The sequence below is a fragment of the Sphingobium sp. C100 genome (assembly GCF_000508185.1).
GTDB lineage: Bacteria > Pseudomonadota > Alphaproteobacteria > Sphingomonadales > Sphingomonadaceae > Sphingobium.
Map to the genome: position 1 here is coordinate 1 of NZ_AYOY01000149.1, position 20,909 is coordinate 20,909.

Annotated in this window: 17 protein-coding genes; 4 read left to right on the forward strand and 13 right to left on the reverse strand. The window is 62.5% G+C overall.

The genetic code is table 11. The features are described from left to right. Positions 1 to 106 (forward strand): LexA family protein (locus C100_RS48315; protein ID WP_442800316.1); only part of this gene is annotated, 106 nt, incomplete at its 5' end. Here the strand turns inward: C100_RS48315 and C100_RS37105 are convergent. Further along, positions 103 to 2,253 (reverse strand): ComEC/Rec2 family competence protein, encoded by a 2,151-nt coding sequence (locus C100_RS37105; protein ID WP_031309574.1) that lies wholly within the window; start codon positions 2,251 to 2,253, stop codon positions 103 to 105. The two genes, C100_RS48315 and C100_RS37105, sit on opposite strands and share 4 nt — an antisense overlap. A gap of 36 nt (positions 2,254 to 2,289) precedes the next feature. On the opposite strand from C100_RS37105, the gene gltX reads away from it, so the two are divergent. Beyond that, the gene (gene gltX / locus C100_RS37110; protein WP_024020151.1) at positions 2,290 to 3,744 is read left to right on the forward strand and encodes a glutamate--tRNA ligase; all 1,455 of its coding nucleotides are present in this window, start codon (positions 2,290 to 2,292) and stop codon (positions 3,742 to 3,744) included. Between the two features lie 20 nt (positions 3,745 to 3,764). Continuing rightward, complete coding sequence (locus C100_RS37115) at positions 3,765 to 5,051, forward strand: citrate synthase (protein WP_031309576.1); 1,287 nt, start codon at positions 3,765 to 3,767, stop codon at positions 5,049 to 5,051. Positions 5,052 to 5,140: 89 nt separating this feature from the next. Here C100_RS37115 and C100_RS37120 read toward each other — a convergent pair whose 3' ends face one another. From C100_RS37120 to C100_RS37135, 4 genes are all read right to left on the reverse strand, one after another. Continuing rightward, a complete protein-coding gene (locus C100_RS37120) occupies positions 5,141 to 6,520 on the reverse strand; it encodes a sensor histidine kinase (protein ID WP_024020153.1) in 1,380 nt (459 codons plus the stop codon). Then, positions 6,517 to 7,533: a DUF2336 domain-containing protein gene (locus C100_RS37125; protein WP_235219087.1), complete on the reverse strand. Its 1,017-nt coding sequence runs from the start codon at positions 7,531 to 7,533 to the stop codon at positions 6,517 to 6,519. Before C100_RS37125 ends, C100_RS37120 begins: the two co-directional genes overlap by 4 nt. Positions 7,534 to 7,650: 117 nt before the next feature. Next, positions 7,651 to 8,817 carry a hypothetical protein gene (locus tag C100_RS37130; protein ID WP_024020155.1) on the reverse strand — a complete coding sequence of 389 codons (1,167 nt, stop codon included), beginning with the start codon at positions 8,815 to 8,817 and terminating at the stop codon, positions 7,651 to 7,653. A 72-nt stretch (positions 8,818 to 8,889) separates the two neighbouring features. Continuing rightward, the gene (locus tag C100_RS37135; RefSeq protein ID WP_024020156.1) at positions 8,890 to 9,192 is read right to left on the reverse strand and encodes an Hpt domain-containing protein; all 303 of its coding nucleotides are present in this window, start codon (positions 9,190 to 9,192) and stop codon (positions 8,890 to 8,892) included. Between the two features lie 80 nt (positions 9,193 to 9,272). Here C100_RS37135 and C100_RS37140 point away from each other — a divergent pair, with 80 nt between their 5' ends. Continuing rightward, positions 9,273 to 11,945 carry a hypothetical protein gene (locus tag C100_RS37140; protein ID WP_024020157.1) on the forward strand — a complete coding sequence of 891 codons (2,673 nt, stop codon included), beginning with the start codon at positions 9,273 to 9,275 and terminating at the stop codon, positions 11,943 to 11,945. A 2-nt stretch (positions 11,946 to 11,947) separates the two neighbouring features. On the opposite strand, the gene aac(6') is transcribed toward C100_RS37140, so the two are convergent. The 8 genes from aac(6') to nuoL are packed head-to-tail and all read right to left on the reverse strand — an operon-like array spanning position 11,948 to position 20,903. Continuing rightward, complete coding sequence (aac(6'), locus tag C100_RS37145; protein WP_024020158.1) at positions 11,948 to 12,412, reverse strand: aminoglycoside 6'-N-acetyltransferase; 465 nt, start codon at positions 12,410 to 12,412, stop codon at positions 11,948 to 11,950. Continuing rightward, on the reverse strand, positions 12,409 to 12,678 hold the full coding sequence (locus C100_RS37150; protein ID WP_024020159.1) for a DUF1467 family protein: 270 nt from the start codon (positions 12,676 to 12,678) through the stop codon (positions 12,409 to 12,411). Before C100_RS37150 ends, aac(6') begins: the two co-directional genes overlap by 4 nt. Positions 12,679 to 12,688: 10 nt before the next feature. After that, positions 12,689 to 14,326 carry a ribonuclease J gene (locus C100_RS37155; protein WP_024020160.1) on the reverse strand — a complete coding sequence of 546 codons (1,638 nt, stop codon included), beginning with the start codon at positions 14,324 to 14,326 and terminating at the stop codon, positions 12,689 to 12,691. After that, complete coding sequence (locus tag C100_RS37160; RefSeq protein ID WP_024020161.1) at positions 14,326 to 15,105, reverse strand: type III pantothenate kinase; 780 nt, start codon at positions 15,103 to 15,105, stop codon at positions 14,326 to 14,328. The genes C100_RS37155 and C100_RS37160 overlap by 1 nt, the downstream gene beginning before the upstream one ends. A gap of 11 nt (positions 15,106 to 15,116) precedes the next feature. Next, positions 15,117 to 15,818 carry a biotin--[acetyl-CoA-carboxylase] ligase gene (locus C100_RS37165; protein ID WP_084625398.1) on the reverse strand — a complete coding sequence of 234 codons (702 nt, stop codon included), beginning with the start codon at positions 15,816 to 15,818 and terminating at the stop codon, positions 15,117 to 15,119. Positions 15,819 to 15,820: 2 nt separating this feature from the next. After that, positions 15,821 to 17,257: an NADH-quinone oxidoreductase subunit NuoN gene (gene nuoN, locus C100_RS37170; RefSeq protein WP_024020163.1), complete on the reverse strand. Its 1,437-nt coding sequence runs from the start codon at positions 17,255 to 17,257 to the stop codon at positions 15,821 to 15,823. Further along, on the reverse strand, positions 17,254 to 18,810 hold the full coding sequence (locus C100_RS37175) for an NADH-quinone oxidoreductase subunit M (protein ID WP_024020164.1): 1,557 nt from the start codon (positions 18,808 to 18,810) through the stop codon (positions 17,254 to 17,256). Before C100_RS37175 ends, nuoN begins: the two co-directional genes overlap by 4 nt. After that, complete coding sequence (nuoL, locus tag C100_RS37180; protein WP_024020165.1) at positions 18,810 to 20,903, reverse strand: NADH-quinone oxidoreductase subunit L; 2,094 nt, start codon at positions 20,901 to 20,903, stop codon at positions 18,810 to 18,812. Before nuoL ends, C100_RS37175 begins: the two co-directional genes overlap by 1 nt. Positions 20,904 to 20,909 lie beyond the last annotated feature (6 nt).

Genomic DNA, 20,909 nt, shown 5'->3' on the forward strand with positions numbered 1-20,909 from the left:
GGTGCGGCTGGCCCCCGCCAATCCCGCCTATGAACCGCAAGTCTATGACCCGCGTCAGGTTCGCATCCAGGGCAAGCTTGCCGGACTGCTGCGGCGCTATAATTAAGGCGCTGATTGCGGGGACGTCGTCCGCTGCGTTCGGCGTTGCGGGCGGAAGATCCAGGGATGGGCGTCACCGGGTCGATGGACGGTGTGAACTTCGCCATTTATCAAAGTGATGGATAATCCGCCTGTGCGCGCCAGCAGCCGGCGATCAACCTTGAGCCAGCGCGGGTGACACCAGCGCGGCAGCCCTCTGTCGCTGATGATGATGTCCGCTGCCGCACAATCCCGTGCAAAGGCCTGCCGGCCGATCAGGACGTCACTGCGGGTGAAGAGCAACCGCCATGCCCGCCCGCCGCGATCGGTCAGGCGAAGCGCGCAAAGGTCGGTGGAACAACGCGCCGTCGGCAACGTGGCGATTGCTGGCATGACGCCCTCATATCCCGCACTCTCCGAAAACGTGTCGCGCACATAATCCCCCGCCCGGTCACGCAGGATCGCCATGCCTTGTTCCATGCGCACCGCCACATGCCGCCCGTCTCCGGTCACCAATATGTCCGGTGGCGCAGCCAGCAACACTGACACGACGCCCGAAACCACCGATATCAGGCCCAGCCAGCGCAATCGACTACGCCACAACAGGCACCATAGCAGCCCAATGACCACCATGGCGAACAGGGCATGGCTCATAGTCGGGGCCAGCAGCGTCGCCATCGGACTGGCGGCCACGCCATGGGCGATCGCCAGCAACAGGTTGAGCGCCTGTTCGGTCAACCACCAAAGCGGCGCGCCCAGGCCGACCGTGTCGAGGAGCAGCGCCATCGCCTCCAGCGGCATAACGACGAAGGTCGTCAGCGGAATCGCCAGCAGATTGGCGAAGGCGCCCAGCATACCGGCCTTGTGAAAGTGAAAGAGCGCAATGGGCATCAGGACCAGTTCGACGACGACACCTGTGGCTAGCGTAACCGCCAAACCTCTCGCGATCTTGCGCATTCGGCCTTCATCACGGGAGGCGGCAAAAGCGCGGAACCGCCGATGCTCGGCCAGCGCGACGATCGCCGTTACGGCCGCAAAACTCATCTGGAAACTTGGTCCCACCAGGGTTTCGGGCCAGAGGCAGAGGACGAGCAAGGCTCCGCTCGCCACCAACCGTAGCGTGATCGCGTCGCGCCCCATCGCCAGTCCGCCCAAAACCAAAAGGGCGGCGATGCACGATCGCACCGTGGGCACTTGCGCGCCCGTGAGCCAGGTATAGCCGATTCCGATCAACGCCCCGCCTGTCGCCGCGATCAGCATCAACGGCCAGTCGAGAGCCGCGCGGCGGCTGAGCGCCATCACGCGCATCAGCAGGAAAATGACGGCGCCGATCAGCGCGGTGACGTGCAGCCCGCTGATCGCAAGCAGATGGGCAAGGCCGCTGCGCCGCATCGCCTCGGCATCCTCTTCGGCGATAGCTCCCTGGTCGCCGGTCGCCAGCGCGGCGGCTATCCCCTCGGCCGGGCCGTCCACATGGTGCAGTATATGCGCAAACAGCCGGGCGCGCAGCGGCGGCGCCTGTGTCGATGCGCGCAACACCTCGATGGGACGCAAGGCCTTGCCCGTGGCGCCAATACCCTGAAAATAGGCGCTGGCCGCAAAATCATAGCCGCCAGGCATCGCCGGCGGCGCTGGAGGCATCAGGCGCGTGCGAAATCGAACCACTGCGCCCTTCCCCAGCCCCTCCGGCACATCGGGCGAGGCGATATTGACGCGCACGACGCTGGGCAGGTTCGGCGCATCTATCGGCCGCAGCATCGCCCGTACCATGGCCTGAGCAGGCACAGGGCGCACCGACACGACTTCGGCCGTGACTTGCGTGAAGGTCGCACGCGACAAGGGAGCCTCGCCAACCAGCGTCGCCTTCCCCCAGACCAACAGGCATCCCATCGCCGCCAGCAGCCCGCCCGCGACCAACAGGCGCCGCAACCGTCCGCCCAGCGGCAGCATGGCGCCCAGACATGCCGTCGCCAACGCCCCACAACAGAAGGCCAGCCACTGCGCCGCGTCCGGCAGCAGGAACCAGGCCGCAATGCCGGTCGCAAGCCCCACCGGCACCCAAAGTGCGAGTTGTTCTCGCTCCAGTTCCAGCCAGGCTTCGATTGCCGCGAAGCTTCGGCTGACGAACGACGCCGCCCTCCCTCCAAGGGAGGTTTGTCGTGGCTCAAAAGCCATGCTAGGGGGCGTCGAATTCATGGATCAGCAAGGCGAATGTCAAAGAATATGACGGCTAGTGCAACGGGAAAAAATAAACAGGTGGTGACCCGTTTCGCCCCGTCACCCACGGGGTTCCTGCATATTGGCGGCGCCCGCACCGCCCTCTTCAACTGGCTGTTCGCGCGCCATCATGGCGGTAAATTCCTGCTGCGGGTCGAGGATACCGACCGCACGCGCTCGACCGATGCTGCGGTCGATGCGATCTTCGATGGCCTGGAATGGCTCGGACTCGCGGGTGACGAGCCTGCCGTCTTTCAGTTCGCGCGCGCGGCCCGTCATGCCGAAGTGGCGAACCATCTGCTGTCGGCCGGCCATGCCTATCGTTGCTATGCCACGCCGGAGGAACTGGCCGAACTGCGCGAGCAGCAGCGCGCCGCAAAGCAGCCGATGCGCTATGACGGCCGCTGGCGCGACCGTTCGCCCGACGAAGCGCCCCAAGGTGCGCCCTTCGTCATTCGCCTGAAGGCTCCGCGTGAGGGCGAGACGGTGATCGAGGACGCGGTGCAAGGTCGCGTCGTCGTGCAGAATGCCGAATTGGACGACATGATCCTGCTGCGGTCCGACGGCACGCCCACCTACATGCTGGCGGTTGTCGTTGACGATCACGACATGGGCGTCACTCATGTCATTCGCGGCGACGATCATCTCAATAACGCCTTCCGTCAGTTGGGCATCATGCGGGCCATGAACTGGGAAGAACCGGTTTATGCCCATATCCCGCTGATCCACGGATCGGACGGAGCGAAGCTGTCAAAACGTCACGGCGCGCTGGGCGTCGACGCCTATCGCGATGAAATGGGGATGCTGCCAGAGGCCGTTCTCAACTATCTGTTGCGCCTGGGCTGGGGCCATGGCGATGAGGAAATCATCTCGATCGCTCGCGCCATCGAACTGTTCGATATCGATGGCGTCGGCCGCTCGCCTTCTCGTTTCGACATCAAGAAGCTGGAAAATCTGAACGGCCATTATCTGCGCGAAGCCGACGACTCGCGGCTCGCGCAACTGGTCGCGCCGCGGGTTGCAGAACGGCTTGGAAAGCTTTTGCCGGACACCGGGTTGGACATTTTGACCCAGGCCATGGCTTCGCTCAAACCACGGGCCAAAACCCTAAATGAAATTGCGGAAGGGGCCGAGTTTCTGTTCAAAACTTGTCCGCTCGATTTTGACGAAAAGGCCTCCGCTCTGCTAGATGATGCCGCGCGCGCGCTGCTGACCAAGACAGCCGACGCTCTCCTGACTGTCCAGACCTGGACGGTCGAAGCGATCGAAGAAGTGATACGCCGCGTGGCAGAGGATGCTGGACTGGGCCTCGGCAAAGTCGCGCAACCGCTTCGCGCGGCGCTTACCGGTCGCACGGTTTCGCCGGGTATTTTCGATGTCCTCTTCCTGCTGGGGAAAGAGGAGAGCTTGGAACGACTGACCGGGGCAGGGCACGCTACGGCCGGTTGATGGCAATCAAGGAGAAAAACATGTCGGATAATAATGCCACGTTGACCATCGCGGGAGACACCAAGGACTATGCCATCATGGATGGCACGGTCGGGCCGCAGGTCATCGATGTTCGCAAGCTCTACGCCAATACCGGCATGTTCACTTATGATCCGGGCTTCACATCGACCGCGAGTTGTGATTCCGGTCTCACCTATATCGACGGTGATGAAGGCGTGCTGCTGCATCGCGGCTATCCGATCGGCCAGTTGGCCGAACAGTCGAACTTCATGGAAGTCAGCTATCTGCTGCTGAACGGCGAACTGCCTTCGGCGCAGGAACTGGACGAGTTCACCCGCACCATCACGCGCCACACCATGGTGCACGAGCAACTGACCACCTTCTATCGCGGCTTCCGTCGCGATGCGCACCCGATGGCTATCATGTGCGGCGTCGTGGGCGCACTGTCGGCTTTCTATCATGACTCGACCGACATCAACGATCCGTTGCAGCGGAAGATTGCCAGCCACCGCCTGATCGCCAAAATGCCGACGATCGCCGCGATGGCTTATAAATATTCGGTAGGCCAGCCCTTCGTCTATCCGCGCAACGACCTGAGCTACACCGCCAATTTCCTGCGCATGACTTTCTCGGTGCCGGCTGAGGACTATATTCCTGATCCGGTGATCGTGGATGCGATGGACAAGATTTTCATCCTCCATGCCGACCATGAGCAGAACGCTTCGACATCGACCGTGCGCCTTGCCGGTTCGTCTGGCGCCAACCCCTTCGCCTGCATCGCCGCGGGCATTGCCTGCCTCTGGGGTCCGGCACATGGCGGCGCGAACGAAGCTGCGCTCAACATGCTGCGCGAAATCGGCACTGTCGATCGAATCCCGGAATATATCGCCCGCGCCAAGAACAAGGACGATCCGTTCCGCCTGATGGGCTTTGGTCATCGCGTCTACAAAAATTACGATCCGCGCGCGACCGTGATGCAGAAGACTGCGAAGGACGTGCTGGCCAAGCTGGGCGTCAATGATCCCGTCTTCGACGTCGCCAAGGAACTGGAGCAGATCGCGCTCAACGATCCTTATTTCATCGAAAAGAAGCTCTATCCGAATGTCGACTTCTATTCGGGCGTGATCCTTTCGGCGATCGGTTTCCCGACCGAGATGTTCACCGTGCTCTTCGCCCTCGCCCGCACGGTCGGCTGGGTCGCACAGTGGAACGAAATGATTTCTGACCCCGCGCAGAAGATTGGCCGCCCGCGCCAGCTCTACACCGGCCCGACCGAGCGCGACTATGTGCCCGTTGAGCAGCGTTAATTCGCGCTAAAACTTTGAAAAGCAGGAGCGGCGCCCCTATCGGGCGCCGTCTTCTTTTCAAGCTCGGTCAGCGAGCCGGTCGACGAAAATCACACAGAGCCGGGCAATGTCAGGATGAAGCGCGCGCCTTCGCCCGGAGCGCCGCCAATGTCGATGTCGCCGCCCATTGCGCGGGCGAGGCGTCGGGAAATATAGAGGCCCAGGCCGCTGCCACCTGCATCGTCCCGACCCAATCGCTCGAATTTTTCGAAGATACGTTCCCGATCTGCGGTTGCCACGCCCGCCCCCTGGTCGATCACCATGATCCGCGCTTCCCCGCGCGCTTGCTCGGTGACGATATGAACGGCGCTGCCTTCGGGCGAATATCTTATGGCATTGCCGACCAGATTGACGAGAATCTGAAGGACGCGGCGAAATTCTCCTGTGGCCAGGACGCTCGCATCATCCGCCGGTGGTATGATGGCGATATGACGATCCAGCGCCTTGACGCCCAACAGACCTGCGGCGCGCCGGCCCAGATCGGCAAGGTCCACCTCCTCCGCCATCACGGTGAAATCCGGGCGGTCAATCGCCTGGAGGTCGGCGAGGTCATCGACCAGCGCCATCAGGTGACGTCCCGCCGATGCTATGTCCTGGGCATAGCCGGCATAATCGGGGCGCAACGGCCCTTCCATCTGGGCGCTGATCGTGTCGGCATTGGCGATGATCCGCCCCAATGGCTGCCGCAGCGACCGGTCCAACCGTTTGCCGAACTCCGCCGGGTACAAGGTAACGGCGGTTTCCTTGGCAAGTGGAGAAAGGATCATATGATCGATCGGAAAGGCCGATCCCCGATAGCCGCTCAACTGACCGGCAAGGTCGAACAACGGAAAGCCGGACAACCGGAACAAGCGCGCGGCATCGCGGGCCAAGGCCGCCGTCTGCCCGCGAAATGCGCGCCGTTGCGCCAGTCCGCGAAGCATCGGCATGTCGCCTTCGTCATCGGATCGCAGCTCGAAATAGGCCGAAAAGCGGGTGCCGGGCACTGGCGGCACCGTGGGCAACATGCCTTGCCGATCATTACCGGCCACCGCCAGCTCGAACCGCATGTCGGTGTCGATCTGCCAGGTCCAGCCCTCCGCCAGCGCGGCAATGTCCGTTTCCCGCGCATGAACCTCGGTCGGGTCGGCTGTTGCAGGACGCTCGTGCCAGTCGATGATCGACAGGCTAACGCCACCGGCGTCCGGCCGCGCGCGGACCCACATGTCGACATGCCCCCGTTCCGCCGCAGCCACGACAGGCCGCGACACGGTCACGCCCAGCCGCTGCGTCAGCCGCACGATCGCCGCGAGTTGAGGAATGGCGAAAAATGTCCCGAGATCTCCGCCGGCTTCCCGCTGCAAAGCAAGGACCGGCGCGTCCGCGCTGAGCAAGCGTCCCTCGGCAGAAAGCGATGCGCGAATGATCGCCGGGTGGGCTGGCATGTTCATGCGGCCATTGCGCCCAGCAAATGCCCCAGCTTGGCGCGCAGCGACGCCGGCGTCCGCAGTGCAGCGACGCCGGCATGCGCGTCCTGTTCGCTCAATGCCTGATACTCCGCCGCCGCAGCTACCAGGGCAACGTCGGTCAATTCGGGACGCCCGGGACGCAGCGCCAGCAGGAGATGGCGATAATCGGCGTCCGACCCGCCAAGAGCGCGGCACAACATGGCCAGCGGCGGCAAAGGCCCGGTCACGAGGATATCGACCACCTGCGTGATCTCCATCCGCAGCCTGTTTGCGGCCAGTCCTGCGAACAGCAGGAAACGGCGTCCGCTCAGCGCTGTGTCCAGCAGCGTCGTCTCAGCAGACTGTTCCCCCAATTGTCTGACCAACCGATCGGCTTCCATCAACGGGCTCATGCTTTCGTCATGGTCGGCAAGCATGGCCCAGCCGGCGCGTTCGAACCCGGCCAGAAGCCGATCGCCGCCTTCGGATGCGTTGCGTCTCGCAACAGCAGCGAGACAAGCCACGACCGCCCACATCAGTTCGGCAAAATGTTCAGCCGGGAGATCAGGTCGCATCGGCTGATTCTCGCCACCCAAGCTCATCCATCGCCCTTCCGCCAAGGCAAGGGCGGCAAGCCCATCGGCCAGTGCGGGATCTGTTTCCGGCAAGGCTGCGTCTTCGCACTCTTGTGCCGCCGCGTCGACGGCGCCCCCATATCGCAGCATCAGGCTGACCCCAGCGCGCATCCGCATATGGGCAAGCAAAGGAGGGCCGAGCAACGTAGGCTGGTCGCAAATCATCCGCCAGCACAGAAGGTCTGGCCAGGACTCGAGCGCGGATGAGACTTCGGGAATATGATCGACCAGCACGCGCAATCCGGTCTCGATCGCGGCTACACATCCCCCCAGATGCCGACGGGTTTCCGCGATCAACGCGTCATGCGGCGATTGATGGCGCGGAAAAAAATACGCCAGATCGATGGCATGACCGACCGGCACGGCAGACATGCCCGCCATGACGCGCGTCATTGGCCAGCTGTCCGCCATTGTCGATCCGGCAAGGGACGAAAAGGCACTCATGCATTGCAGCATAGCTGCACGTCGTTAAAATGCACTAAACCGTGCGGACGAAAATCAGGCGCGCGGGCGCAACACCACCGCCCCTGTAGAGGCGATCGCAGCCAGGATCGCCACCCGATATCCCTCCGCCAGAAAGCCGAACAAACCGGCGATGATGAGCAGCACCAATGTCGTGCCCGGCGTCATGATCATCCAGGGCGATGCACCACCGTTTCGCCGCCAGCGATCGGCCACCATCAATACCGCTGACAATAGAGCCAGATCCACGGACATGGTGCTGCCGCCAGCCAGCGCCACCCCCACCAATGCAAGTCCCGGGGCGACAAATGCGGTCCCACCCAGAGGCAGTTGCCGCAGCGCGAGTTCATCCAGCCGATCGGCGGTTTCGGCCAGCAACAGCGCAACCAGTAGCAGACAAAAACCAGCCAGCGCCCACGATAATTCGAGCGGCACCAGCGCGATCGCCGCCAGCACCATTGCGCCGATCCGGACTTGCATCGCCGGCACCTGCATCCGCATCAGCACGGACCCCATGAATCGCGCGAGCGGAACGAAAAGATAATGTTCGATGCCGCCCCGCATAGGCGCACGTCCGGCGCTCGCCGATGTGACGGCTTGCGCCACCAAATCGGCCTGCTGCTGGCTTTCCACCAAAGCCGCGCGTCCTTCGAGCAGGTCGGATTCCAGCACGGTGATGCGCCGTGCGCCCTTTTGCACGGCAGCGCGCACCAATGTGAGCGCTAGGTCCCAGTCTCCGATCATATCGAGCGTGCCGAACAGCAGCGTCGGGCTGACACGCGCCAACCCGACCCAACGCTGCCCGGCATCGATCCGTTCGAACGGCGCACTCGCCCGGCTGTCATCGGCTACGAGCAGCGCATCGCCTTCGGCGCCCGCCAGTCCGTCAATATGTCCCTGGCAGACGATCGCCCCGTCCGCGATCAGCAACGCGTCCATATCGCGCGGCGCATCACGAACCATCGAAATCATGTCACGAACCAGCGCAACGGCGACGCCATCAGCGCTCAGCCGATCGACGGCCTGCGACAAGGCGGGCGTTATCACGCTGACCATAATGAGGACACGATCGGCACCCGCGCGCACTGCCTGCCGCGCCTGATATTCGACCAGCGTCTGTCCCGCAAAATGCAGGCAGGCCCGCAACCCTGCCGACGAATCGGCGGATGCGCGGCTGGCGCTCAGAATTGCGGCAAAACTCATATTGTTACGCTATCGATCCATTTATATCAGGCGACCTTTTCGCAAGGCCGACAGCAGGACGCAAGCCCGGCGTCAGCTCTGTTCCAGCGCAGCCAGCGCGGCCTGCAGGCGCCGCAGGATGCGCGGGTCTCCGGGCACGGCTTCCGCCGCTTCATCGGCCAGCGCGATCAGGGCGGTCAATCCAAAGCTGGCGGCAAGCCCCTTGAGCCGCCAGGCCGCCAGATGCCAGTTCGCATCGCAGCGGGCACGACCAAGCAGATCCACCTGCCGCGCCGCGCTTTCGAGAAAGGCCACGCGCAGATCGGCGATGAGCACATTGTCATCACCAACGGCAGCCGCGAGAGCTGCGTCCAAAGCGCCGGGATCATAAGACATGGCGACCAAAGCTATCTGGCTTGCGTTAAGTTTTGGTAACGAGGCATTTTCCTACGCGGAAAAGATGCTAGGATAGGCACATGACAGGGGGCAGCACAATCGTCGAGTTCTGGCGTGACGAATCGATCGCGACGGAAACACATGCAGAGTCAGACGACATCTTGCTTTTGAAACAAGCGGTTCTCGACATTGATGAAGATCAGTCGAACGGCGGCCCGATCGAGAAATGGGTGAAGCGGCTTCGGGTCGCTCTGCTTCTGACCGCGCTCGGCTGGATTTGTTTTGCCCTCTGGGCAATGGCGGCCTCCGGGGAGTTGCGCGCCGGTCCGTCGGCCTGGGTCGGAATCGTCGCGATCGTCACGGCGCCGCTCATTCTGCTGGGCCTGCTCTACCTGCTGCTCGTGAGAAACAGCCAGACCGAATCGCGCCGTTATCTCGATACCGCCAGGGCGTTGCGGACGGAGGCCGATCTGCTGGAATTGCGGCTTGGCCGAATCGCCGCCCAACTGGAAGCGGCCCGGCAGACGATGCAGGATCAGGCCGAACTGCTCGACAGCTATGGCGCCGCCGCTAGCAGCAACATGGAGGCATCGGCGGAATTGATAGCCAGCCGCGCCCAGGTGACCGCCGATCGTGCCGAAGCGGCTGAACAGGCTGGCGCCGCATTGATGGCGCGGATGGATGCGCTGGTCGCTTCGATCCCTCCGCTTGAGGAACGCAGCGCCCGGATGGCGGCGCAAATCATGGACAATGGCCATGCACTCGCCGAACGTATCGACACGCTTGAAGCCCGGCTTCACACGCTGACGGAACTGTCCGACGATGCACGCGCGCGCACGCTCGCGGCGACTAAAAGCCTCACCGGCCAGTTGGGCCAGTTGCAGGAGGCGACTCGCTCGGCCACGGATGAGATGTCCGGCATGGCGGACATCGCTGCCAGCCGGATCGAGGCGACCGCGTCGGGCGCCCGCCAGCTTATGGATCGCAGCAGGGATGATCTGGAAGCGCAGTCCTCGTCACTTGCGGCGTTGATCGATGCCGCCCAGGCTGGCGTTGCAAGCACGAGCGCGTCGGTCCGGGCCGCATTGATCCAAGATCTTGATCATGCGCAGTCCAATATGGACACGCGCATCGAAACGCTGCTTCAAAAGGCGCGCGCGACTGTCACGACCATCGACGAAAGCCTGACGCGCCGTGCCGATTCGCTTCAGGCGCTGGTGGCGGCCGCGCAGGCCGGCATTGGCACCAGCAGCGAGGAAGCGCTGACCATATTGGCGCGCGACATGGACAAGATCGAAACCGATCTGCGGTCGCGGTTGGAAGCAGCCCTCGATCAGGCGCAGGAGGCGCTGGCGCTGACCGATGGCAGGCTGGGCAATCAATCTGAAATGCTGGCTGCTCTGATCGCCCGCTCACGCGACCATCTCGAAACGATCGGCCGCGATACCGTGACGGGCCTCGCCGATGCGGTAGGCGATGTCGAAGGCCGCCTTCACCAGATCAACGACATGGTGGAAGGGCAACGTGCGCTGATTGCCGGGCTGCATGGCAGCCTGCATGAAACCGTTACGGCTACCGAAAGCCAGTTCGAGGTGCTTGAACAAGGGGCGATGGCGCGCAACCAGCGTTTGACCGAAGCGCTCGAAAAGCTGGCGGGAGAAACGCGCCGGATCGACGAAGCGCTCGCCGCCGGCGGCGCGACTGCCGAAAAGCTGATTGGCAGCGCCGAAACTCTGCTTGTCGCGCTGGATTCGAGCGTCCGTGAACTGGATGAGACTTATCCGGCCGCGCTCACGCGGTTCGACGCAAGACTGGAGCAAAGTCGCGGCCTTCTGGGAAGCGCCACGCCGGAAATGGAACGGCTGGAAGCCATTTCCGAAGCCCTGGTCGGCCGCGCGGAGGAGGCCGAGGCGATGCTGCGCGGTCAGGGGAGCCGCCTCACCGAATGGCTGGAAAGCACGCAGGGCGGACTGGAAGCCAACCGGGACGCAGTCAACCGCCTACGGTCCGCCCTCGACGCAGCGCATCAGGATGCGAACCGGATCACGGAAGGCGCCGGCCCGCTGCTCGTCACCGCACTGCTAAGGGTGAAGGACACGGCGGAACAGGCAGCGGAACGCGCACGCCAAGCCCTGGGCCGCGCTATTCCCGACGCCGCGCGGCAACTGGCCGAAGCCAGCGAGCAAGCGATGGAGAATGTGATTGGCGACAAGGTTGCCGTCCAGATCGAGCATATCGCGCGGGTGGCTGACGAAGCAGTCAAGGCTGCGCACCAGGCATCGGAACGGCTTACACGCCAATTGCTGACCATCGCCGATACCAGCGCGAGCATCGAGCAGCGTATCGAAGAGGGTAAGCAGACGATCGAAGATCGGGATCGCGACCATTTCGCACGCCGGTCGGCGCTACTGATCGAATCGCTGAACAGCACGGCCATCGACGTCGCCAAGATATTGTCCAACGATGTCACGGATTCGGCTTGGTCTGCCTATCTAAAGGGGGATCGGGGCGTATTCACGCGTCGTGCGGTCAAATTGCTGGACGCGGGCGAGTCGCGGGAAATCGTGCTTCATTATGACAATGACGCGGAATTCCGCGATCATGTGAACCGCTATATCCATGATTTCGAGGCGATGTTGCGCATCATCCTCTCCGCTCGCGACGGCAATGCCCTGGGCGTCGCGATCCTGTCGTCCGACATGGGCAAGCTCTATGTTGCGCTCGCTCAGGCCATCGAACGCCTTCGGCAATAGGATCAGTCGATCGGCCTGCGGAAATAGACGACACGCTCGGTTTCGGTGAAGCCAAGCGCGGCGTGGAAGTCATGGCTGGCGTAATTGAAGATGTCCGCATCGGACGCCAATTCCTTGCAGCCATGATTGCGCCCCCAGGCCAAGACCGCTTCTGTCAGTGCGCGCGCCGCGCCGGTGCGGCGCGTGATAGGTTCAACGAAAATGCCTTCCAGAAAGGCCACGGGCGTAGTTTCGCAGCCATTGACATGATCGTGCCGCAGCGTCGCCTCGGCAAAGCCGACCGCTTCATCCTGATCATCGGAAACCAGGAAGGCGGCGGATTTCCCGTCTGGTTGTCCCAGCAAGCCGAGAATTTCGTCGCGATGATCAGCGAGAGCGGTGTCCGGCCAAAGCGCAGCGCGCATCAGCGCCCAGCGTTCCACATGGGACGCGCCCGCACGAAAAACGCAAAAGGCGCCGGTCGTCATGACCCCGCATGATAACCCGGCAGCATGTCGACGGTCACCCAACCCTGCACATAATTGGCATAGTAGAGGCCGAACAGGACCGCCGACAGGATCGTCGCGCGCATTACCACCAAGCCGGGCCTAAAATTGCTCGGCGCGCTTTCGGCCTGCCCCTTGAGCAGCGGCTCGCCGGTTTCATCCGGCGTGCGCAGGCCAAGGGGCAGCATGACGAAGGCGCAGACGACCCACATCAGGAAATAAATGGCGAAGCTCGCGTACCAGTTCATGTTCGCCTGATTAAGCGCGAATGAGCAGCACGTCCACTAGTGGCTTCTTGCCGGTCCAGCGGGTCGCAGTGCGCCGCACGGCCAAGCGGACGCGTTCACGCAACGCTTCCTCCTCCTGCGACCCCTTTGGAACCACCATCGCAGCCTCTTCGGCCGCCTCGGCCAGAAACGCGTCCTTATCCTCTTCCACCGGCACGCCCTGGGTGCGGAGCACCGGTGTGCCGAACAGCTTGCCTTTCCGGTCGAGCGCCACGGCGACGCTGATCTGCCCGTGCAAGCCCAGCTTACGCCGCTCATTCATGGTCGCGCCGTCGGCAGGCAGGATCACGTCGCCATCGAGCACGAGCCGTCCCGCATCTTCCTGGCCAATGATTTCCGGCGCACCGGGCGCGAGCCGCAGCACATCGCCATTGGACTGAACCACAGCATGGGGGATGCCGCTGGCTAGGCCGAGCCGCGCCTGTTCGGCCATGTGGCGACGCTCGCCATGAACGGGCAGCAGGATATTGGGACGTATCCAGCCATACATGGATTCCAACTCGGGCCGGCCCGGATGCCCCGACACATGGACTTCCGCCTGTCGGTCCGTCACCATCAGTACGCCCGCTGTCGCCAGCGCGTTCTGAATGCGCCCGATGGCGATTTCATTGCCGGGGATCTGCTTGGACGAAAAGACGACCAGATCCCCTTCGGCCAGCTTGATCGGATGGCTGTCAAAGGCAACTCGTGCGAGCGCAGCACGGGCCTCGCCCTGTCCACCCGTCGCGATGATCATCACCTCGCTGCGCGGCAGCGCCATCGCATCTTCCCAATCGATCGTCGCTGGAAAATTCTTGAGATAGCCGGCCGCCTTGGCGGTGTTGATGATGCGGTCAAGCGAGCGCCCGGCAACACAAAGCTTGCGCCCGGTCGCCATGGCAACTTCGCCCAGCGTCTGCACGCGCGCAGCATTGGACGCGAAGGTGGTGACCAGCACCCTTCCCTTGGCGCCGGCAACCGTTTGCATCAGCCCTTCGCGCACGTCCCCTTCGGACCCGCTCGCTTCAGAGTTGAACACGTTGGTGCTGTCGCACACCAGGGCCAAAACGCCCTCATCGCCGATGGCCGTGAGTTCCTGCGGCGTTGAAGGTTCGCCAAGCAGCGGACGCTCATCCAGTTTCCAGTCGCCGGTGTGGAAGATACGGCCATGCGGCGTATCGATCAGGACAGCATTGCCTTCCGGGATCGAATGGGCGAGCGGCACATAGCGAAAACCGAATGGCCCGAGCTGGAAACTACCTTCATTGTCGATGACGTTGAGTTCGACGTCCTTGGTCAGCCCTTCCTCCTCCAGCTTCAGCCGGATCAGACCTGCCGTAAACGGCGTGGCATAGAGCGGAACGCCCAAGTCGGCGGCCAAATAGGGGATTGCGCCGATATGGTCCTCATGCCCATGGGTCAACACGATGCCCAGCAAGTCGTCGCGCCGTTCCTCGATGAAGCTAAGATCCGGCAGCACAAGCTCCACCCCCGGATAGGCCGGATCAGCAAAGGTCAGCCCCAGATCGACCATTACCCATTTGCCCTGGGAGCCATAGAGATTCACGTTCATGCCGATCTCGCCCGACCCACCAAGGGCCAGGAAGAGCAGCTCATTTCCAGGTGTCATTATATTTTCAAACTCCGTTCGTGCAGCAGTGCCAGACCCTGAATTGTCAGATCTGGCGCGATTGCATCGAATATATCGCTATTGTCATTAAAGAGGACCGCGAGCCCCCCAGTCGAAATCACTTTGGCGGGACGTCCGATTTCCGCGCGAATACGCGCGACCAGTCCCTCCATCATCGCCACATAACCCCAAAAGACGCCGATATGCATCTGCGCTTCGGTGGTCCGGCCGATCACCGATCGATTTTCCGGCGGGGTGATCGCGATTTTGGGCAATTTCGCCGCCGCCGCAACCAGCGCATCAAGCGACAGGTTGATGCCCGGCGCGATGATGCCGCCCTTATAGGCGCCCTTATAATCCACCACATCATAAGTGGTGGCGGTACCGAAATCGATGACGATCAAATCTCCATCATGAAGATGGTGCGCGGCGATGGCGTTTACAACCCGATCGGCTCCAACCGATGCCGGCTCGGCGACATCCAGTTCGATGCCCCATTCGACAGGCGCCTGCCCTGCGATCAGCGCCGCCGTCTTGAAATATTTTTCCGCCAGAACCTGAAGATTGTGGAGCGCGCGCGGCACGACTGTCGCGATGATGACGGCATCCACATCGGCCAGAGTGTAGCCCTCCAGCATCAACAACTGGTTCAGCCAAACCGCATATTCATCGGCCGTCCGGCGCGGATCGGTGGCGATGCGCCAGCGCGCTCGTATCGTTCCCGCTTCGAGCAGCGCGAAAACCACATTGGTGTTGCCCGCGTCGATCGCGAGAAGCATGGGCAGGTTCCTCAGCTCAAAATGATGTCGCCCGCGTGAATGGCACGGCTCCCGCCATTCGCCAAGCGCAGGATCAACATGCCCTGGGCGTCGAGCGTGTCGAAGACGCCCTCCACCTGCGTGCCGTCGGACTGGACCACCCGCATGGGCGTCCCCTTGGGATGAGCATTCAACAGCCAATGGTTCAGTACAGGGTCCAAACCCTGTGCACGCCAAATGGCCAGCCAATGAGCGAAAAGTTGCGCCAGCCTTTCAAGCAGCGCGCCAGCTTCGACATCCAAAGCGCCCTGCGCCGCAAGGCTCGTTACCGGCCGGTCCAAGCCGGTGGGGTGGCCGACAACGTTTATGCCTACCCCGATGACGATGGCGTCGTTGACGCGCTCCAGCAGGATTCCGGCGATCTTGGCGCCATCGACCAAGATGTCGTTGGGCCATTTGATCCGCGTCTGGCCTGCGCAGAGCGGCGCCAGCAGGGCATGGACGGCATTGGCAGTCACCAGCGCCAGACTATGGGCCGGCGGATCATTCGGACCGATCCGTACCAGAGTGGAGGCGTATAAATTGCCGGCGGGGCTTTCCCAGGCCCGGCCCATGCGCCCCCGCCCACCAGTCTGGCGACCGGCCCGCAGCCAACTGCCTTCGGCTATGCCCTGCTCCACCAATGCCAGCATGTCGGCGTTGGTGGAACCGGTCTCCTCAACGAAATGGATCAGCGTCAGAAGAGCGACGCCGCAGCGGCAGCGCTCGCCTGATCCAGCAACGGGTTGAGCAGATAGCCCAGGACGATCACCACCGCGCAGGCGGTCAGGATGATATTTTCAACCGCGCCACCCTTCGCCTCATAGGCAGCGGCAGGCTCGTCGAAATACATCGTCTTGATGATCTTGAGATAATAAAAGGCGCCGATCACCGAAGCCGCGATACCGAACGCCGCCAGAGCAGTCATGCCAGCCGCGACGGCGGCATCGAACACCAGGAATTTCGCCCAGAAGCCGAACAGCGGAGGGATGCCTGCCATGGAGAACATGAAGATCGCCAGCGCAGCGGCCAGCCCCTTGCGCGATTGCGACAGGCCGGCAAGGCTGGCGATGCTTTCGACCGGCCGGCCTTGGGCGTCACGCATCTGCAAGATGCAGGCGAAGGCGCCCACCGTCATTACGACGTAGATCGCCATATAGCTCATCGTCGCGGCCACACCGGCGGGCGTGCCGGCGGCGAGGCCGATCAGCGCGAAACCGACATTGTTGATCGACGAATAGGCCATCAGGCGCTTGATATTGGTCTGGCCGATCGCCGCAACAGCACCGAGCAGGATCGAGGCAAGCGCAACGAAGATCACGATCTGCTGCCAGTCGAGCCCGGCCGGACCGAGCGCCTCGACCGCGACCCGCACGGCAAGGGCCACGGCCGCTACCTTCGGCGCGCTGCCGAAGAAGGTCGTGACCGGCGTTGGCGCGCCTTCATAGACATCGGGCGTCCACATGTGGAACGGCACCGCGCTCATCTTGAAGGCCAGACCAGCCAGCAGGAAGACCATGCCGAACAATTCGCCCTTCGACACCCCGTCATCCATAGCGATGGCAATGCCGTCAAACGATGTCGTGCCGGTAAAGCCGTAGAGCAGCGACGCCCCGTAAAGGAGGATGCCGCTGGCCAGCGAACCAAGCACGAAATATTTGAGACCAGCTTCGGACGAACGCACATCCTGGCGCATGAAGCTCGCCAGCACATAGGCAGCAAGGCTCTGCATCTCGAGTCCGACATAGAGCGTCAGCAAGTCGCCTGCCGACACCATCATGCCCATGCCGATGCTGCTGAAAAGGATCAGCACCGGATATTCGGGGCGCTCCTTGCCATCGGTCGAAAAATAACGCGGCGCCAACAGGATAGCCGCCGCCGCCGCGCCATAGATTAGCGCCTTGGCGAAGGCCGAAAAGGCGTCGGCGCGAACCAACCCGTCAAACGCATCGGGGCCATTTGCGAGCGAGGTGGACAAGGCCATCCCCGCCAACGCCAGCGTCAATACCGACAGCAAGTTAACGACGCGGCTGCTTGCGTCACCACCCCAGGCGGCCACCAGCATCAAAACCAAGCCGCCGGCCGTCAGAATGAGTTCCGGCAGGACCGCCAGAAGGGAAGCGTGGTCAATCATGAGTGCGCCTCCCCGTGCGCAGCGGATTCTTCGTGATGGTCCTCGCCGGCTGGCTTGGGCGCACCAATCTTGATCTTGGAGTCACCCGCAGGAGCCGCGGGGGCGAGGCGCGCTTCAAGCGCGCGGATGTCGGACCGCATCGGGGCCAGGAAGCTTTCCGGATAGACGCCCATCCAGAGCACCGCCGCCGCGATCGGCGCCAGCAGCGCGATCTCGCGCACCGACAGGTCGGGCATGGCGGCGGCGTCAGCATTGACCTGCTCGCCATAACAGATGCGACGATAGAGATAGAGCATATAGGCCGCACCCAGGATGATGCCCGTCGTGCACACCAGCGCCACCCAGCTCGACGCTTGGTAAATACCCATCAGCGACAGGAATTCGCCGACGAAGTTGCTGGTGCCGGGCAAGCCGACAGAGGCCATGGTGAACAGCATGAACAGGACCGCATATTTGGGCATGTTGATGCTGAGGCCGCCATAGCGATTGATCTCGCGGGTGTGGAGCCGGTCGTAGATGACGCCGACGCACAGGAACAGCGCGCCCGACACGAGACCGTGGCCCAGCATGACCATCATCGCGCCTTCGATACCCGACTGGTTGAAGGCGAACAGGCCGACGGTGACGATCGCCATATGCGCCACAGACGAATAAGCGATCAGCTTTTTCATGTCCGACTGAACCAGCGCGACGAGGCTGGTGTAAACCACCGCCACCATCGACAAGCCCCAGACCAGTGGCGCGAGTTGCGCCGAAGCTTCCGGGAACATCGGCAGCGAAAAGCGGATGAAGCCATAGCCACCCATTTTCAGCAGCACGCCCGCAAGGATGACCGAGCCGGCCGTCGGCGCCTGAACATGCGCATCGGGCAACCAGGTATGAACCGGCCACATCGGCATCTTCACGGCGAAGCTGGCGAAGAAGGCCAGGAACAGCCAGGTCTGGACATGGGGATTGAAATTATAGGCCATCAGCGCCGGAATTTCGGTCGTGCCCGCCTCATGCACCATCCACATCATCGCAATCAGCATCAGCACCGATCCGAGCAGGGTGTAGAGGAAGAATTTATAGCTGGCGTAGATGCGTTCAGCCCCGCCCCAGATACCGATGATCAGATACATCGGGATCAGGCCGGCTTCGAACATGATGTAGAAGAGGTAGAGATCCTGCGCCGTAAAGACGCCGATCATCAGCACCTCCATGAACAGGAAGGCCGCCATATATTCGCCGACCCGCTTGTTGATCGCGACCCAGCTGGCACCGATGCAGATCGGCATCAGGAAGACGGTGAGCGCGATCAGCATCAGGGCGATGCCGTCAATGCCCAGTGCCCAGGCGAAGCGGCCGAAGATCGGCGCATATTCCTGGAACTGCCACTGGGCGGCGCTGCCTGCCTGATCGAAATTGATCCACAGGATGATGCCCAGGACCAAATCAGCCAGTGTCGCCAGCAGCGCGATCCAGCGCGCCGTGCTGGCGCCTGCGAACAGGCAGGCGATGGCCCCGGCCATCGGCACTGCCATCATCAGGGAAAGGATGGGGAAGCCGTCCATTATCGTGTCATCGCCCAGGTTGCGGCCGCGGCGAGGCCGATCAGCATCACCAGCGCGTATGTGTAGAGGTAGCCGGACTGGATCCGACGGGTGACTTTGTTGCCCTGCACCACCAGCGCGGCGAGCCCGTTCGGCCCGAAGCGGTCGATGAAGCCCACGTCACCGAACTTCCAGAAGAAGCGGCCGATGGCGAAGGCGGGCTTTACGAACAGGAAATGGTAAAGCTCGTCGAAATACCATTTGTTGAGCAGGAACTGATAGAGCAGGCCAAATTGCGAGACGAAGCGCTGCGGCCAGTCGGTGTTCTTGATATAGGCGAGCCAGGCGATCAACAGGCCAATCGCCATCACCGTGAACGGACCGAACTTGACCCATGTCGGCACCTCATGCGCGGCGTGCATCAGATGGCTGTCGAACGCGATCGCGCCCTTCCAGAATTCGATGCCGCCTTCCGGGCCGATGAACTGATCGTGGAAGAGGAAGCCGGCGAACACGGCGCCCAGGCTGAGCACAACCAGCGGGATCAGCATGACCAGGCCGCTTTCATGCGGATGGTAGCCACCCGTGCCGGTCGGCAGCGCATGGGCATCCGCTCCATGACCATGAGGCTCGTGACCGGCATCCTCCTGGGCCGGGGCATTGTCATGCTCCGCGCCATGGCCGTGGGTTGCGTGGTCGTCATGCCCATGAGCATCGTGAAGAGCGTGCTGGATATGTTCCGAAGCGGCCCAGCGCGGCTTGCCGAAGAAGGTGAGGAACACCAGCCGCCAGCTGTAGAAGCTGGTGAGCAGCGCCGCAAACACGCCGACATAATAAGCGCCTACGCCTCCGCCGCCTGACGCGAAGGCCGCTTCCAGAATGCCGTCCTTCGAATAGAAGCCGGCAAAACCCACGCCGATGAGCGGCAGGCCCACGCCGGTAATGGCGAGCGTGCCCAGCGTCATCGTCCAGAAGGTCACCGGGATGCTTTTGCGCAGGCCGCCATAATAGCGCATGTCCTGCTCATGGTGCATCGCATGGATGACCGAGCCGGCGCCCAGGAACAGCAGCGCCTTGAAGAAGGCGTGGGTGAAGAGGTGGAACATCGCCGCGCCATATGCGCCGACACCGGCCGCGAAGAACATATAGCCCAACTGCGAACAGGTCGAATAAGCGATCACGCGCTTGATGTCGGTCTGCACCGTGCCGATGGTCGCGGCGAAGAGGCAAGTCGCCGCGCCGATGAATGTCACAAAGCCCAGCGCCGTCGGCGAGGTTTCGAACATCGGCGACAGGCGGCACACCATGAACACGCCGGCGGTCACCATGGTCGCCGCATGGATCAGCGCCGACACCGGGGTCGGTCCCTCCATCGCATCGGGCAACCATGTGTGCAGGCCAAGCTGTGCTGACTTGCCCATCGCGCCGATGAACAGCAGCAGGCAGAGGACGGTCATGGTGTCGAACCGATGGCCCAGGAAGCCAATGGTCGACCCAACCATGGACGGCGCCATTTCCAGGATTTCCGGGATCGAAATGGTGTTGAACACCAGATAGGTGCCAAAAATACCCATCATGAAGCCAAGATCGCCGACGCGGTTGACGACGAAGGCCTTGATCGCGGCGGCATTGGCCGACGGCTTGCGGAACCAGAAGCCGATCAGCAGATAGGACGCCAGGCCCACACCTTCCCAGCCGAAGAACATCTGCAGCAGGTTGTTCGCCGTCACGAGCATCAGCATCGCGAAGGTGAAGAGCGAGAGATAGGCAAAGAAGCGCGGCTGATCCGGCTCCTCGTCCATATAGCCCCAGCTATAGAGGTGGACGAGGCTCGATACGCTGGTGATGACCACCAGCATGACCGCCGTCATCGTATCGACGCGCAGCGCCCATTTAGCATCGAAGCTGCCGCTTTCGATCCAGGTGAAGAGCGGCGTGACGTGCGCCTCCGCATGGCCGGTCACGAACGGGATGAAAATCATCCAACTCATGACGCAGGCGGCGAACAGTGCGCCGGTGGTGACGATTTTCGCCGGCAGCTTGCCAAGCGCCTTGTTGCCAAGGCCGGCGATGGCAGCAGCCAGCAGCGGGAGAAGGACGATAAGCTGGATCATGAAACG

What these genes read in the sequence shown, in the direction of transcription:
- C100_RS37105 (WP_031309574.1), bottom strand. Translation starts at nt 2,253, where the DNA reads ATGGCTTTTGAGCCACGACAAACCTCCCTTGGAGGGAGGGCGGCGTCG.
- gltX (WP_024020151.1), top strand. Translation starts at nt 2,290, where the DNA reads ATGTCAAAGAATATGACGGCTAGTGCAACGGGAAAAAATAAACAGGTG.
- C100_RS37115 (WP_031309576.1), top strand. Translation starts at nt 3,765, where the DNA reads ATGTCGGATAATAATGCCACGTTGACCATCGCGGGAGACACCAAGGAC.
- C100_RS37120 (WP_024020153.1), bottom strand. Translation starts at nt 6,520, where the DNA reads ATGAACATGCCAGCCCACCCGGCGATCATTCGCGCATCGCTTTCTGCC.
- C100_RS37125 (WP_235219087.1), bottom strand. Translation starts at nt 7,533, where the DNA reads ATGGCGGGCATGTCTGCCGTGCCGGTCGGTCATGCCATCGATCTGGCG.
- C100_RS37130 (WP_024020155.1), bottom strand. Translation starts at nt 8,817, where the DNA reads ATGAGTTTTGCCGCAATTCTGAGCGCCAGCCGCGCATCCGCCGATTCG.
- C100_RS37135 (WP_024020156.1), bottom strand. Translation starts at nt 9,192, where the DNA reads ATGTCTTATGATCCCGGCGCTTTGGACGCAGCTCTCGCGGCTGCCGTT.
- C100_RS37140 (WP_024020157.1), top strand. Translation starts at nt 9,273, where the DNA reads ATGACAGGGGGCAGCACAATCGTCGAGTTCTGGCGTGACGAATCGATC.
- C100_RS37150 (WP_024020159.1), bottom strand. Translation starts at nt 12,678, where the DNA reads ATGAACTGGTACGCGAGCTTCGCCATTTATTTCCTGATGTGGGTCGTC.
- C100_RS37155 (WP_024020160.1), bottom strand. Translation starts at nt 14,326, where the DNA reads ATGACACCTGGAAATGAGCTGCTCTTCCTGGCCCTTGGTGGGTCGGGC.
- C100_RS37160 (WP_024020161.1), bottom strand. Translation starts at nt 15,105, where the DNA reads ATGCTTCTCGCGATCGACGCGGGCAACACCAATGTGGTTTTCGCGCTG.
- nuoN (WP_024020163.1), bottom strand. Translation starts at nt 17,257, where the DNA reads ATGATTGACCACGCTTCCCTTCTGGCGGTCCTGCCGGAACTCATTCTG.
- C100_RS37175 (WP_024020164.1), bottom strand. Translation starts at nt 18,810, where the DNA reads ATGGACGGCTTCCCCATCCTTTCCCTGATGATGGCAGTGCCGATGGCC.
- nuoL (WP_024020165.1), bottom strand. Translation starts at nt 20,903, where the DNA reads ATGATCCAGCTTATCGTCCTTCTCCCGCTGCTGGCTGCTGCCATCGCC.